This is a genomic window from Rhodococcus sp. NPDC003348, assembly GCF_053589375.1.
The window spans coordinates 1-14527 of the sequence record NZ_JBSFRT010000071.1 but is presented as its reverse complement, the minus strand read 5'-3'; the positions used below and the strand labels follow the sequence as shown (position 1 = coordinate 14527).

Sequence of the window (14527 nt, the reverse complement as noted above, 5' to 3'; positions counted from 1 at the left end):
CACCCGAAATATTGGAGTCTCACCCGCCACGTGACAGTAACGGCGGACGGGCCACTTGCGGGGCACCCCCCCCCCTGAGGGGCCCGTCGCGCCGGAAGGCTCAGGAACCGAAGCGGCCCAGGAACAACGCCTCGGCGACAGCAAGGTTCTCGATCTCCGACGGATCGACGCTCTCGTTCGGGGCGTGGATCAGGCAGCGCGGTTCCTCGACGCCGAGCATGACGATCTCGGCGCCGGGAACCTGCTCGGCGAACACATTGCACAGCGGGATCGACCCGCCCTGCCCGACGGTCCCGAGCGGTTTCCCGAACGCCTCGGCCATCGCCGCCCCGAGTGCGGCGTACCCGGGACCGTCGGTGCGCGCCCGGAACGGCGAGCCGAGCTGTTCGGGCTCGACGGTCACCTTCGCACCCCACGGCGCCCGGGCGAGCAGGTGCGCGGTGAGCGCGTCCTGCGCGACCTGCGGATCCATGCCGGGCGGCACCCTCAGGTTCAGTCGCGCCGACGCCCGCGGCTGGATCGCCGCCGCCGACCCGACCACCGGCGGGCAGTCGATGCCCAGGATGGTCAGCGCCGGACGCGCCCACACCCGGTCCGCGACAGTGCCGGTCCCCACCAGCTCGACGCCGTCCAGGACACCTGCGTCGGTACGGAACTGCTCCTCCGCGTACGCCGCACCGTCCCAGCTCTGCCCGGTGTCGAGTCCGTCGACGACGGTGTCCCCGTTCGCGTCCCGCAGAGTGGACAGAATCTGGACCAATGCCGCAAGGGCATCCGGGGCGGGCCCGCCGAACATCCCCGAGTGCACCTCGCTCGCCAGGGTTTCCACGTGCACCACTACGTTCGCGACGCCGCGCAGGGTGATGGTCGCGGTCGGCTCGCCGACCTCGGCGTTGCCGGTGTCGACTACGAGGATCATGTCGGCCTGGAACAGTTCGGGCCTCGACTCCACCAACGCCTCGAGACCGCCGGTGCCCATCTCCTCGGTGCCCTCGGCGACGACCCTGATCCCGATCGGGAACGGGGTCTGCGGCGTCTCCGGGCTGCGCAGCGCGCGCAGTGCCAGCAGGTGCATCACGATGTTGCCCTTGCAGTCGGCGGCGCCGCGCCCGTACCACCGGCCGTCGCGCTCGGTGAGCTCGAACGGGTCGGTGTGCCACTTGGTTTCGTCACCGGGCGGCTGCACGTCGTAGTGGCAGTAGAGCAGGACCGTCGGCGCACCCGGCGGCCCGGGCTGGTGCCCGACGACCGCGTTCGAGCCGTCGGGGGTCTCGATCAGTTCCACCGATCCGATCCCGGCCGCGATGAACGCGTCCTTGACCCAGTTCGCCGCAGCCAGGCACTCCTCGGGCGGGAACTGGCGTGGATCGGCCACCGACCGGAAGCGCACGAGGGTGGCCAGCTCCTCACGGGCGGTGGGCATCAACCCCCGGACCGCTTCCCGGACACCGTCCTTCGTCGTCACATCGTTGCTCACGTCCGCTCCTCTCCCTGACCGCCTGCTCATTCGTCGTCCGCGAGTTTCAGATCGCTCACCGCGGCGTCGAAGTCCGCCAGGTTCTCCGGGCAGTAGACCTCGAGCACCAGCCGCTCACCGACAAGCAGGTTCCGGGTCGCGATGATCGGACGCATCCCCGGTCCGGCCGCGCCGCTGACGATCTGCTGGTCGAGTGTCGCCTTGTTGAGGGCAGCGGCCGGGTCCGCGCAGACCGCCCCACCGTCGGTGCCGAGCACCCGGGCGGTGGCGTCGATGTCGAGCGGATCCAGCCCGGCCGCCGAGAAGCGCAGGGCCAGTTCGGTGGCCATCGCGTTCGCCTCCTCGCTGCGCTGGTCCTGGTTGAACGCCACCAGCCCCCACACCGCCAACCCCACGAACAGGGCGAAGGCGACGAGATAGAGGGTCAGATGGGAGTTCTCGGGGCGCTTGTACAGATCGTCGCCGGGTGCCAGGCTCACGGCGTCCTCCGGCACGGACCCGCTTGTCGGTGTGGTGCTCATTTCACGCCTCCTGTCCGGCGATCTCCTCGAGCGGGTCGACGGTCACGTCCTGTTTCCACGACGGTTTGCGCATCGCCAGGATCAGCAGCGGCACCCCGAGCCCGACGATCCCGAACCCGCCGCCGACGATCAGCACGTAGACGAACACGCTGCCGCCGCCGAACTGCGAGGGCGGGACGAACCCGATGCAGAACGCCGCCACGCTCGAGATCAGGCCCACCCAGCACAGCAGGAACAGTGCCGGGGCGCGGTAGCCACGCGGATGATCCGGCTTGCTGCGGCGCAACCGCATCGCCGCGACGAACATCAGCAGGTACACCACCAGGTACACCTGGGTGGTGATCACCGACAGGATCCAGTAGGCGCTCGACACCTCGGGAATGAAGGCGTACAGCAGCGCGATCAACGTGGTCACCGCACCCTGCGCGACGAGGATGTTCTGCTGGATCCCGTGCTTGTTCAGCTTCTGCATCGACGGCGGCAGGAAGCCGTCCTGCCTGCCGATCATCAGCAGGCCCTTCGACGGCCCCGCCAGCCATGTCAGCATTCCGCCGAGCGAGGCGGCGATCAGCATCATCGCGAGAATCGGTGTGGCCCAGCCGAACCCGAAGTACGCGAAGAAGGTGTCGAAGGCCTGCATCACGCCGGCGGTCAGGGACAGCTTGTCCGCGGGCACCACCCAGCTGATCGCGACCGCGGGCAGGATGAAGATCGCGAGCACCAACCCCATGGCGACGAACATCGCCCGCGGGAACTCGGAGCCCGGCTTGCGCAGGCTCGAGACGTGCACCGCGTTCATCTCCATGCCGGAGTAGGACAGGAAGTTGTTGACGATCAGCACCAGAGACGCGATACCGGTCCACGCCGGGAGCAGCGCGGAGAACTCCATCGGCGCGGCCGAGGCATTGCCCTGTCCGAGGAACACGATGCCCATCACGATCAGCAGAGCGCCGGGAATGAGGGTGCCGAGCACCAGTCCGGCACTCGACAACCCCGCGACCGCCTTCATGCCTCGTGAGGAGACGAACACCCCCGTCCAGAAGAGGGTGACGATGATGATCGCGGTGTACAGACCGTTCGACGCCAGCGAGGGATTGATGACGTACGCGAAGGTGCTCGCCACGTAACCGAGCAGCGTCGGATAGTAGAAGATCGTCATCGCGAACTGGCACCACACGGCCAGGAATCCCGCCTTGTCGGAGATCCCCTCCCCCACCCAGCGGTAGATGCCGCCGGACCAGCCCGACGCCAGTTCCGCGGAGACCAGCGACGTCGGTAGCAGGAACACGATGGCAGGCACGATGTACAGGAACACGCAGGCGAGTCCGTACACGGCCATCGACGGCGCGGACCGCAGGCTCGCCACCGAACTGGTGGTCATCATGGCCAGCGCTATCCAGGTGATGTACTGCTGGCGCGGCCCCACCGGCAGTATCGGCTTCTGCCGTTCGGGCTCGGACCTCTCGGCTCCGGCAGTTTCCACACTCATCGGCTCCACCACCCGTCGGACGGGCCGTCATTCGACGGCGCAGGCTTCCTCCCTGCACTATTGCGCGTGCGGTCGCGGTGCGGCAGCCCGGAACGCGCAGTTCACCCGGATCGGATGAACCCGCGAATGGGCGGCCACGTCAGGAGTACGCGTCGACGAGCCGTTCCACACCGTCCAGGAACAGATCCAGCGCAAACGTGAAATCCGCGTCGCTCCATTCGACATCGGGTTCGGAATCGAACGCGCCTCCGGCCAGAGCCTCGGAGAGGTGCGGGTAGTTCCCCTTCTCGATCAGCTTCCCGAGGACCGCGCCGTAGTCCAGTTCGGCGGCTGCCTGCGCCGCAGGCCCCTCCTGTGCGTCGAGGAAGTCGGCCGCGAACCTGGCCCGGCCGATCACGTACAGCGACGTGTTGAGGACGACCTGGAACCGCAGTCCCGCAGGAAGCGGCGTGCCTGCCAGCGCACCGAGCCCGGCGTCGAGCCACGCGATGTTGTTCGGCCCGGTGGGCGGCACCGCCCCCAGCGACAACCGCAGCCACCACCGGTGACGCATCAGCACGCCGTACTCGGCCCGCGCCCATTCCCCGAGCGCCTGGCGCCACGGTCCGCCGGCCGGGATGTCCGGCGGCGGTCCGATGACGCGGTCGCTGATCAGGTCGACGAGTTCGTCCTTGCTCGCGACATAGCGGTAGAGCGACATCGTGGTGAAGCCCAGCCGCTTCGCCAGCCGCGCCATCGACAGCGCCTCCACGCCTTCGACATCCGCGAGTTCGACTGCGGTGTCGAGGATCCGGTCGAGGCTCAGCCCGCGTCGCGGACCTCGGGAGCCGGGTTCGAGCAGGCCCCAGGCGAGCTTCACCGCGCGCGGCAGGTCCGGCCCCGGCACGACCTCACTGCTGTCCACATCCACCCTCTCGTCCGGTCACCTCTTGCGCTCATCCTAAAACTGCGTATGTTGTAAACACAGTTTATGGCATACGCAGTTTTTCAGGTCCGTGCAGTACTCACGAATCGGAGCCCCCAGATGACCCCGCGTTCCGGCGGCGCGATCGACGTCGCCGCCCTCCACAAATCCTTCGGCGGCCGGAGCGTGCTCGCCGACCTCGACCTTCACGTCCCCGCGGGCACCGTCTTCGCCCTGCTGGGCGCCAACGGCGCCGGCAAGACGACCGTTGTGCGAATCCTGTCGACGCTCCTGCCGTTCGACTCCGGATCGGTTGTCGTCGCCGGGCACGACCTCCCCGGATCTGCCCAGGCGGTGCGGCGCAACATCAGCGTCACCGGCCAGTACGCCGCCGTCGACAAGTTGCTCACCGGCCGCGAGAATCTCGTCCTCGTCGGCGAACTGAACCACCTCGGCCGACCGGAATCACGGCGGCGCGCAGCCGAACTGCTTGGGCGGTTCGACCTCGTCGACGCCGCGGACCGTCGCGTCGACACCTACTCGGGCGGCATGGTCCGGCGACTCGACATCGCGATGAGCCTCGTCGCCGATCCCGCGGTCATCTTCCTGGACGAACCGACCACCGGCCTCGACCCTCGCAGCCGCCGGGACATGTGGGAGATCGTCCGCGAACTGGTGCGCGGCGGGGTCACCGTCTTCCTGACCACCCAGTACCTCGACGAGGCGGAGGAACTGGCCGACCGGATCGCGGTCCTCGACGGTGGCCGGATCGTCGCGGAGGGCACCGCACGCGAACTCGAAGCGCTCGTTCCGGGTGGGCATCTCGAACTCCAGTTCACCGATGCCGACGATCTCCTGCGCGCCGCCGACTCCCTGCCCACCGCGTCGGTGGACGCGGACGCGTTGACCCTGGCGGTGCCCACCGACGGGAGCATCGCGTCCCTCCAGGACCTGCTCGGCCGGGTCGACGACTCGATCACCGTCGACCGGGTCGCGCTGCACACCCCGAACCTCGACGACGTCTTCTTCGCCCTCACCGGCTCTCGACGCACCGCCGGTGAGCCCACCACGAAAGCGAGCTCGCGATGACCACTCCCGCCCTGCCGCGCCTGATCACGGTGACCGACTCGACGGTGATGCTGCGACGGAACCTGACCCACCTGCTCCGCAGCCCGGATTCGATGATCATGGCGCTCGCCCTGCCGATCGCGTTGATGCTGCTGTTCGTGTACGTCTTCGGCGGCGCGATCGACACCGGCACGGCCTACCTCGACTACGTGGTTCCCGGGATCATCCTGCTGTGCGCGGCCTTCGGCGCCTCGACCACCGCGGTCAGCGTGTCCACCGACATGACGGACGGCATCGTCGACCGCTTCCGCACTCTCCCGACAGCACAGTCCGCGTTCCTGACCGGACACGTGCTCGCCAGTGTCGTCAGAAACCTGATCACCACGGCCGTCGTGATCGGCGTCGCCCTCGTGATGGGCTTTCGACCCACCGCCGACCCGGTGCGCTGGCTCGGCGTGCTCGCGGTCCTCGCCCTGTTCCTGTTCGCACTGTCCTATCTGTCGACGGCACTGGGCCTCCTCGCGAAGAACCCGGAGGCGGCCGCCGGGTTCACCTTCGTGATCATGTTCCTGCCGTACGTGTCGAGCGCGTTCGTACCCGCGGAGACGATGCCGTCCTGGCTGCGGTGGTTCGCCGAGAACCAGCCGGTCACCCCGGTCATCGAGACGGTCCGGGGACTGCTGATGGGCACTCCGATCGGGCACAGCGGCTGGCAGGCGGTCGCCTGGTGCGCCGCCATCGCGGTGGCCGGATTCGGATGGGCGACCGTGCTGTATCGGCGCCGCGTGCGGGGTTGACACGCGATTGCCGGTACCGGAGGAAACACCAGAATCCGCGGTTGATCGAATCCGGTCCACCTGCCGGTTAACCTTGGTGGGTGGAGTCCATCACCAGCAGCCGAGCCTCGCGTCGTGCGGACCCGGCACTGGTTTCCGTTCCCGCCGACCCGGACGCTGCCGCGGACGCGCCGCAGGAGCTGCTGCCGCGCAAACGCCCGACGCAGGAGCGCAGCCGGCGCAAGTTCGACGCACTGCTCGCCTCCGCAAGGGACCTGCTGACCGAGGTCGGATTCGAGTCGTTCACTTGCGAGGAGGTCGCGTCCCGCGCGGACGTTCCGATCGGCACCCTGTACCAGTTCTTCGCCAACAAGTACGTCATCGTGTGCGAGCTGAACCGGCAGGACTTCGCGTCGGTGCGCGACGAGCTCGAGCAGTTCGACGGCGTCATCCCCTCGCTGGACTGGCTGCGGTTCCTCGACAGCTTCGTCGACCACCTGGCCAAGCTGTGGACGTCCGACCCGTCCCGCCGCGAGGTGTGGCTGGCGATGCAGTCCACACCGTCGACGCGGGCGACCGGCAAGATCAGCGAGAAGCAACTCGCCGAGAAGATCGCGACGATGCTGGCACCGCTGACTCCCCGCACTCGCCGCGACCGCCGGATCATGATGGCCGAGGTGCTCGTACACGTCGTCTACTCGATGCTCAACTTCTCCGTGCAGGACGGCCAGTCGCACTCCGACGCGGTCGCCGAGCTCAAGCGCCTGATGGCCGCCTATCTCCTTGTCGCGGAGAAGGAATCGCGGACCAGTCAGGAGCACTGAACGCTCGGTTTGGATTGAAGCCGGACCGAATCGGGTACCGCCTCCGGCATGAATGAAATCGACGCTGTTCTCCGCGTCCCCTCCACGTTCGCATCTGCACTCCGCCGCGTGCCGCTGTTCCACTCGAACGGGGTGGCGACTCAGGGCCACGCGGAACTGGGCTCGCACTGGTGGCCCGTGCAGGGACGGATACCGGTCACCGCCAGGCTGTCGCGTGCCCTCGGCCTCCCGAACGCCCTTCCCGACGTGCTCGGGCTGTCGGTCAGACTTCACCTGGCCGCGGGCCCCTGGGACCTTCTGCTCGTGTCGGCCCAACCGACGACCAGGGTGGTGCCGTTGCCCGCTCGCGGCTGGTCCAGCGCGCGATACAGCAGCCTCACTGCGTTCCGCACCACCGAGAACGATGCTTTGACGTGGGCGCTTGCGAAGCCGGAGGCGGGGCAGCCCCGGACCGGTTCACTCAGGGCGCTCTCACGCGGCGACCAGCTGTTCTTCACGCTGTCCCTGGCAACCGCACGCTCCGATCCGACACCGGCGGGCCGTCTGTCGCTCGATCCTCCGACGACCTGCGAGGACACCGAGCAAGCCGACTTCGATCCGGTGCTCCACCGCCCTGACGGGGTGCAGATGTGGCCACAGTGGGTGGCGGCGGTCCGGCAGGCGGCCCACGGCGGCAGCCGAACCGGGCGACACGCCGCGCCGGCATGACCCGCACCTAGTCGGCCGTCACAGGCTCGTAGCCACCCCGGGCACCGCGCCGCACCGAGGTCGCCGCGACCACTGCCGCCGCCAGGATCAGGATCGCGGACACCAGGAGTGCGGTGTCGAGGCCGGCGTGGAACGCGGCGAACGCGGCGTCGATGACCTTCTGCACGATCGGCCCGTAGGCGGCGGTCGCGGACGCGTCCCCGCCCTCGGGAACGGCGCCGGTCTCGATGGCATGGACGACGATCCCCTGGAACGTGGTCGGTACGTCCAGGTCGGTGAGCCTGGTCGTCAGGTCCGTGTGCAGGTGCGCGTTGACGAGGGAACCGAGCGCCGCCACCCCGACCACCGCACCGATCTGCCGCATCGTGTTGGTGGCCGCGGCGGCCATCCCGGAATGAGCGGCGGGCACGCCCGTCAACACCGCCGACGTCAACGGCACCACGGCGATGCCGAAGCCGAGTCCGGCAACGGTCAGTGCGGCGGCCAGCGTCCCGAAGGCGGGAGTGCCCTCCAGCGCCCCACGGGTGAGGAGGATGCCCACGGCGCCGAGCAGGCAGCCGACGATCATCGGCACCACGGGCGCGCTGCGCGCCACCCAGAACCCGCACAGCACCGAGCCCGCCACGATGGCTGCGGCCATCGGACCGAACACCGCGGCGGTCCGCTCCCCCGAATATCCGAACACCTGCTGCATGTACAGGGCGGTGAAGAAGAAGATCGAGAACACCCCGAAGTACACGGCGAACGCGACGATCAGGGCGCTGCGGACCAGTGGCGGCCGCAGATAGCGCAGGTTCAGCATCGGGTTGCGGGTCCGCGACTCCACCGCCACGAACGCCACCAGCGCGAGCGCACCGATCGTGAACAGCACCACCGACGAGGTCGCGCCGTACCCGACGGTCTCCCCGTCGATGGCGGCGTAGACGACACAGCCGAGGAACGCCGCGCCGAGGACACAGCCCGCGACGTCGAGCCGACCGGGCTGCGGATCCGAGCTCTCCGGGACGTACCGCATCGCGGCGACGACCAGCACGGCGCCGAGCGCCAGGTTGAACCAGAACACCGCGCGCCAGTCGAACGCGCCGACAAGGAGCCCGCCGACCACCGGTCCGAGCGCGAGGGCCAAACCGGACACGCCCGCCCAGGCGCCGAGCGCCTTCGCGCGATCCGCGCGGTCGGGGAACACGTGCCTGATCACCGACAGGGTGCCCGGTTCCGACGCCGCCGCACCGACACCCATGACGGCACGGCCGAGGATCAGGAAGGCGGTCGTCGGTGCCGCGGCCGCGACGACCGATCCCGCGCAGAAGACCACCATCCCGGCGACCATCACCCGGCGCCGGCCCCACCGGTCACCCAACGAGCCACCGATGAGCATCAGGCTCGCGAACACCAGCGTGTAGGCGTTTATCACCCACTGCAGCGGCACGACACCGGCATGCAGGTCGGCCTGCACGTCCCCGAGCGCCACGCTGACGATCGTGGTGTCCAGGAAGGTCAGGAACAGCACCGCGCACAACGTCGCCAGCGCGAGCCGCGGCCGCGTCCGCGCGGTCGCCGGTGTCAGTGCCACCGGCTCCATCGAACTCTCAGCTCGTCGGTACCGGCGGTGCCATAGGGGAGGTCGCGGTGCACACCGGCGGCGGGTTGCCCTCGAGCGTGAGCAGCGAGCAGAACGTGGACTCCGCCACCTTCCAGGTCCCGTCGACCTGCACGGCCTCGCCCGTCTGGTCGGCAAGCACCGGCTGCCCGTTGATCAGCACCGTGTAGGTGACGGTGGCGTGCCCGGGCGCATCGACGTCCACATGCGACACCGTGGCCGTGGTACCGGTCGCCATCGGGGAATTCGCCTGGGCGTTGATGGTGTCCGCGAACGCGTCGCCGTTCTGGACGAGGGTGATCTTCGTGGCGCCGGGCGTCTCGCCGGAGAAGAACGTGACGAACGCGTGCGTCACCGCGTCCGTGTCGGCGGCGCCGGCCGCGGTCCCCGTCGCGTGGGCCGTCCCCGTCTCGTGGGTCGTCGCCGTCGCCTGGGTCGTCGCCGCCGGCGTGGTGGTCGTGGAGGATTCGTCGGAGTTGCTGCTGCAGCCTGCGGCGGCCACGGCGAGAAGTGCACTGAACGCGAGGGCGGTCGCGAGCCGCTGTGGCCCGCCCCGCCGAATCGGGGTGAAGCCGACCATGACGCTCCTCCCAGTGAACTGAACCGAGCAGTCTTCCCCTTCGTTCTACGCCGATCCCCGCCCTCGTGCGGGGCGAATCACACACTCACCCGCGGCGGAAACCCTGGAGCCGAACACAGCGGCGGGGCCGGGCGGCGGATCCACTCCACCGTCCGGCCCCGCCGGTTGTGCCAGTTGTCAGCGCGTGACGGGCGCGACGAGGTCGGGTTCCTCGATGACGACCATCGCACCGGCCATGTCCCCGTCGTGGGTCAGCGACAGGTGGATGATCGCGCCCGGCAGGAACTGGGCGGCCTCGTCGTGCAGCTTGATCGACGGCCGGCCCCAGGCGTCGTTGACGACCTCGACCTGCACGTAGGCGTTGTCACCGACGGCCGGTGGCCGGGCGAACCTGGAGGACGCCCACGCCTTGATCACCGCTTCCTTCGCGGCCCAACGGACGGCGTAGTGCCGGGCCGGGTCGCCCTTGGCCTCGCAGTAGCGACGCTCCCCCGGCCGGAAGCTCGACTTCATCGCCGTGCCCGGCCGGGACAGCTGTTCCGCGAACTCGGACACCGTCACCAGGTCGAAACCGATCCCCAGGATGGCCATCTACTTGCACCCCGGCATCTCGGAGCGGTAGACGTCGCCGGCACCGAGGCGCGCGGCCTCGGAGAGCAGCACGCTCGCCTCGAGTTCACGGGCCGCCTTCGCGGGCACCGAGTCGCCGCCGAAGCGCCGGTCCGCGGGCCGCTCGTACAGGTCCGCGCCACCGCACATCGCGGATGCCAGCCTGCGCTGACCCTCGACGGTCCGCGTGCGGGCCTGCTCCAGGTATGCCTCCCGCTCGGCCGCGGGGACCGACTCGACGAACGCCTGCGGGTGCACAACCGCGATCAGACCGGAGACGTGGCCGAAGCCGAGGCTGGTCAGCAGGCCCGCCTTGAGCGGGAACTGCTCACCGAACTTCAGCGCCTCGCGCGGCCACACCAGGTGCGAGTACTCGGCCATCTTGTCGTCGACGCAGTCCAGGCTGCGGTTCGGCGGCACGACGCCCTGTCCGAGGACCTGGCACAGGCCGATCAGCTGGAACGCCGCCGCACCACCCTTCGCGTGCCCGGTGAGGGTCTTCTGCGAGACGACGAACAGCGGGGCGCCTTCGCTGCGGCCCAGGGCCGCCGCGAGCCGCTCGTGCAGCTCGGCCTCGTTCGGGTCGTTCGCCGCGGTCGAGGTGTCGTGCTTGGAGATCACCGAGATGTCGTCCGCGGTGACGCCGAGCGCGTTGAGCGACAGCGCCAGCTGCGAATCCTGGCCGCCGCGACCGGCGCCGAGGGCACCGATGCCGGGAGCCGGAATCGAGGTGTGCACACCGTCGGCGAACGAACCCGCCCAGGCGACCACACCGAGCACCGGCAGACCCATCGCGAGCGCCAGGTCACCCCGGGCCAGCAGGATCGTGCCGCCACCGGCGGACTCGACGAACCCGCCGCGCCTGCGGTCGTTGGCCCGCGAGAACCGGCGGTCGGCGATGCCCTTGGCGGTCATCTCCTCCGACTTCGCGGTGGCGGACATGTCACCGAACCCGACGATGCCCTCGATGCCGAGGTCGTCGAAGCCGCCGGCGACCGCGAACGTCGCCTTGCCGAGGCGGATCTTGTCGACGCCCTCCTCGACGGACACCGCGGCCGTGGCGCAGGCCGCGACGGGGTGCACCATCGCGCCGTAGCCGCCGACGTACGACTGCATGACGTGCGCGGCGATGACGTTCGGCAGCGCCTCCTGCAGGATGTCGTTCTGCCGCGACTCCCCGAGCAGGGTGTCGATGTACAGCGACCGCATCGACGTCATGCCGCCCATGCCGGTGCCCTGCGTGTTGGCCACCGTCGACGGGTGCACCCAGCGCAGCAGCTCGGACGGGGTGAAGCCGCTGGTCAGGAACGCGTCGACGGTGGAAACGAGGTTCCACAGGCCGACCCGGTCGACCGACCCGGCCATGTCCGCGGGGATGCCCCACGTGGTGACGTCGAACCCGGTCGGGATCTGGCCGCCGACGGTGCGGGTCAGCTTCGCCTTGCGCGGCACCCGGATCTCGGTGCCCGCGCGGCGGGTGACCTGCCAGTCGCCGCTCTCCGGGTCCTGCGACGCGACGGTGTGCTCCGGATCGGAGTCGACGAACGCCTGCGCCTCGGCCTCGGATCCGACCACGAAGCTCAGGTCGTTGTCGAGGAACACCGACGTCATCAGCGGCATGGTGTTGTCGACCATGGCGCCCTCGTCGACGTACCGGCGGATGCCGCAGCGCTCGACGACGATGTCGTGGTAGCGGTCCGCGATCTCCTCCTCCGGCACGAGCTCACCGGTCTCGGCGTCGTACCAGCCCGGCTGCGGATCCTGTTCCCAGGCGACGAGCCCGGTGTTCCAGGCCAGCTCGAGGACGCCGGCCGCGGAGAGCTGCTCGTCGACCTCCATCTCGAAGCGGGTGCGGGCCGAGCCGTACGGGCCGAGCTCTCCGGCGCCGACGATGACGACCAGGTCCGCCGGGGTGACGTCCAGTTCGGGCCACGCCGGGGCGGGCAGCTCGTCGATGATCCGCGGCGGTGCGGGCAGCGCCGCGATCGTCTCACCCTCGGGTTCGACGTCCGCGTCCTCCTGCTCGGCCTCCGCGGCGGCACGGGCGAGCGCCACCAGGTCCAGCTGCGCGTCACCGAGTCCGCCGGTGAGGTCGATCGTGACCGGTGCGGCCGCGGCCTGCTTCACCGTTTCCGCGGTGCAGGCACCGAGCAGCTGCTCGGCCATCTCGTCCGTCGACCAGGTGCGCACGCCCTTGGCCTCGACGGCGTCGACCATCGGGTCGTTGCCGCCCATCAGGCCGGTACCGCGCACCCACCCGATCAGCGCGTGCACCAGCGTGACGCGCTCGGCCCAGCTGCGCTCCGCGTTCCAGCGGCCGACCAGCGCGTCGAGCGCCGCCTTCGACTCGCCGTACGCGCCGTCGCCGCCGAACAGACCACGGTTCGGCGAACCGGGAAGCACCACGTGCAGGTGGGTGTCGACGTCGCGGTCGTAGCCGATCGCGGACAGCCCGGCGACCAGCCGCTCGACCGACCACAGCAGGACCCGCATCTCCATCTCGGCGCGGGCGCCGGCGTCGGAGAGCTCACCCATCACGCGCGGTGCGGCGAACGGGAAGAGCAGCGTCGGGGTGACGGCCTCCTTCACCAGCTTCTTGGCACCGCCCGCGGTCTCGGTCTGCTCCTGGCCGATCCAGTCGATCAGTGCGTCGACGTCGGTGTACGACGCCATGTTGGCGGGCACCACCCACAGGGACGCGCCGGCACGGGCGTTGTCGCGGTACAGCTTCCGGTAGAAGCCGAGCCGCTCCTCGTCCAGGCGGGAGGTGGTGACGAACACCGTCGCACCGCCGCGAAGCAGCTGTCCGGTGACGGACGCCGCGATCGACCCCTTGCTGGCACCGGTCACGACCGCGACCTGGTCCGACCACGGACCGGACAGCGCGTCCTTGACCTGCGCCGCCTCGGCGATGGTCGCGTAGACGCCGACCAGTTCCTCGCGGCCCTCGGCCTCGGCGCGACGCCGCCAGAAGTCGGCGTGCGACGCCACGGCGCTGCCTGCGCCGGTGAAGTCGGAGTCGGTGACGGACACGACGGTCGCATGGTCGCCGATCCACAGCCGGGCCAGGTCCTCACGGGCCGACGCCCAGCGGTCGTCGAACAGCACCGCCTTGCGGGCGTCGAAGGCAGGCGCGACCAGGCGCGGCCAGTCGGAGCCGAGCTCCGCGGAGACCAGGTCGACCAGCTCGGTGTCGGCCTCGGCGACCGCCGCGGCGGCCTGATCGGCCAGGCCGAGCTGCTCCAGCACCAGCCGGGCCGCCGACGCGAGCACGCCGTTGCGTCCGGTGATGTGCTCGGTGAACTCACCGAGTGCCGCCGCGTCGACGGTGCCACCGGCGCCGCCGCCTGCCGCAGGCATGGACACCGCGACCCCGCGGCGCGCCGCGACCGACTGCACGGCCGCGTCGATCACCGCGTCGACGGCGCCGCCGTCGGACAGTGCGCCCTCGTGCAGGCCGCCCATCGCTCCGCCGCGGACGCTGGAGCCGTCGCGGGTGCCGAGCGCCACCTCTGCGGTGACGTGGCTGGCCCAGCCCGCGCCGAGCTCCCACACCTTGGTGACGCGCTCGGCGATCGCCGCCGGACGCTTGCCGGACGGGCCGAACACCTTGCGCAGGTGGTCATTGAGCGAGTCGGACAGCACCGGGCCGAACGGCTTGTAGGTGCGGGCCAGCTTGTTGACGGTCACCGCGAGCGAGCCCATGTCGGCGTCCGCCGCACCGTCGATCGCACCGAGCGACAGCTCGGAACCGAGGTCGACGAGCAGCTGGTTGCGGCGCGAGGACACGCCGTCGCACAGCGCCTCGATGGTGTCCGCCGGGCCGATCTGGTCCGGGCGCAGCTTCGTCCACAGCGCGATCAGCACGTTGGTGGCGTCGGACGCCGCGAACGCGATGTCGTCGGGACGCGGGCCGCCGGCCGCCGCGGCGCCGGGCGGGGCCGGAAGGGAAATGGGAGGGGGGTGGAGGA

General features: G+C 70.0%; 12 protein-coding genes. 4 read left to right on the top strand and 8 right to left on the bottom strand.

The features are described from left to right. Window positions 1–100: 100 nt before the first annotated feature. The 4 genes from ACWDU4_RS27495 to ACWDU4_RS27480 all read right to left on the bottom strand — a co-directional run bounded on the left by ACWDU4_RS27495 (window position 101) and on the right by ACWDU4_RS27480 (window position 4391). Window positions 101–1477 (bottom strand): M20/M25/M40 family metallo-hydrolase, encoded by a 1377-nt coding sequence (locus tag ACWDU4_RS27495; RefSeq protein ID WP_450117127.1) that lies wholly within the window; start codon window positions 1475–1477, stop codon window positions 101–103. Window positions 1478–1503: 26 nt separating this feature from the next. Continuing rightward, entirely contained in the window at window positions 1504–1998 is a 495-nt protein-coding gene (locus tag ACWDU4_RS27490) for a hypothetical protein (RefSeq protein WP_450117126.1), read from the bottom strand. Window position 1999: 1 nt separating this feature from the next. Then, window positions 2000–3487 carry an APC family permease gene (locus tag ACWDU4_RS27485; protein ID WP_450117125.1) on the bottom strand — a complete coding sequence of 496 codons (1488 nt, stop codon included), beginning with the start codon at window positions 3485–3487 and terminating at the stop codon, window positions 2000–2002. A gap of 139 nt (window positions 3488–3626) precedes the next feature. Beyond that, the gene (locus ACWDU4_RS27480) at window positions 3627–4391 is read right to left on the bottom strand and encodes a TetR/AcrR family transcriptional regulator (protein ID WP_450117124.1); all 765 of its coding nucleotides are present in this window, start codon (window positions 4389–4391) and stop codon (window positions 3627–3629) included. A gap of 120 nt (window positions 4392–4511) precedes the next feature. Here ACWDU4_RS27480 and ACWDU4_RS27475 point away from each other — a divergent pair, with 120 nt between their 5' ends. The 4 genes from ACWDU4_RS27475 (at window position 4512) to ACWDU4_RS27460 (ending at window position 7767) form a co-directional block, all read left to right on the top strand. Beyond that, window positions 4512–5480, top strand: a complete 969-nt coding sequence (locus ACWDU4_RS27475) for an ATP-binding cassette domain-containing protein (protein ID WP_450117123.1) — start codon at window positions 4512–4514, stop codon at window positions 5478–5480. Continuing rightward, a complete protein-coding gene (locus ACWDU4_RS27470) occupies window positions 5477–6256 on the top strand; it encodes an ABC transporter permease (RefSeq protein ID WP_450117122.1) in 780 nt (259 codons plus the stop codon). Before ACWDU4_RS27475 ends, ACWDU4_RS27470 begins: the two co-directional genes overlap by 4 nt. Before the next feature lie 80 nt (window positions 6257–6336). Then, complete coding sequence (locus tag ACWDU4_RS27465; protein ID WP_450117121.1) at window positions 6337–7059, top strand: TetR/AcrR family transcriptional regulator; 723 nt, start codon at window positions 6337–6339, stop codon at window positions 7057–7059. A 48-nt stretch (window positions 7060–7107) separates the two neighbouring features. Continuing rightward, a complete protein-coding gene (locus ACWDU4_RS27460) occupies window positions 7108–7767 on the top strand; it encodes a phosphodiesterase (protein ID WP_450117120.1) in 660 nt (219 codons plus the stop codon). A 7-nt stretch (window positions 7768–7774) separates the two neighbouring features. On the opposite strand, the gene ACWDU4_RS27455 is transcribed toward ACWDU4_RS27460, so the two are convergent. From ACWDU4_RS27455 to ACWDU4_RS27440, 4 genes are all read right to left on the bottom strand, one after another. Beyond that, a complete protein-coding gene (locus tag ACWDU4_RS27455) occupies window positions 7775–9340 on the bottom strand; it encodes an MFS transporter (protein ID WP_450117119.1) in 1566 nt (521 codons plus the stop codon). Between the two features lie 16 nt (window positions 9341–9356). Next, window positions 9357–9947, bottom strand: a complete 591-nt coding sequence (locus ACWDU4_RS27450; RefSeq protein WP_450117118.1) for a hypothetical protein — start codon at window positions 9945–9947, stop codon at window positions 9357–9359. Window positions 9948–10124: 177 nt separating this feature from the next. Beyond that, window positions 10125–10538, bottom strand: coding sequence for a holo-ACP synthase AcpS (gene acpS / locus ACWDU4_RS27445; RefSeq protein ID WP_450117117.1), 414 nt, complete (start codon window positions 10536–10538; stop codon window positions 10125–10127). Further along, the coding region (locus tag ACWDU4_RS27440; RefSeq protein WP_450117116.1) for a beta-ketoacyl synthase N-terminal-like domain-containing protein at window positions 10539–14527 on the bottom strand (3989 nt) is incomplete at its 5' end. It lies immediately after the preceding gene.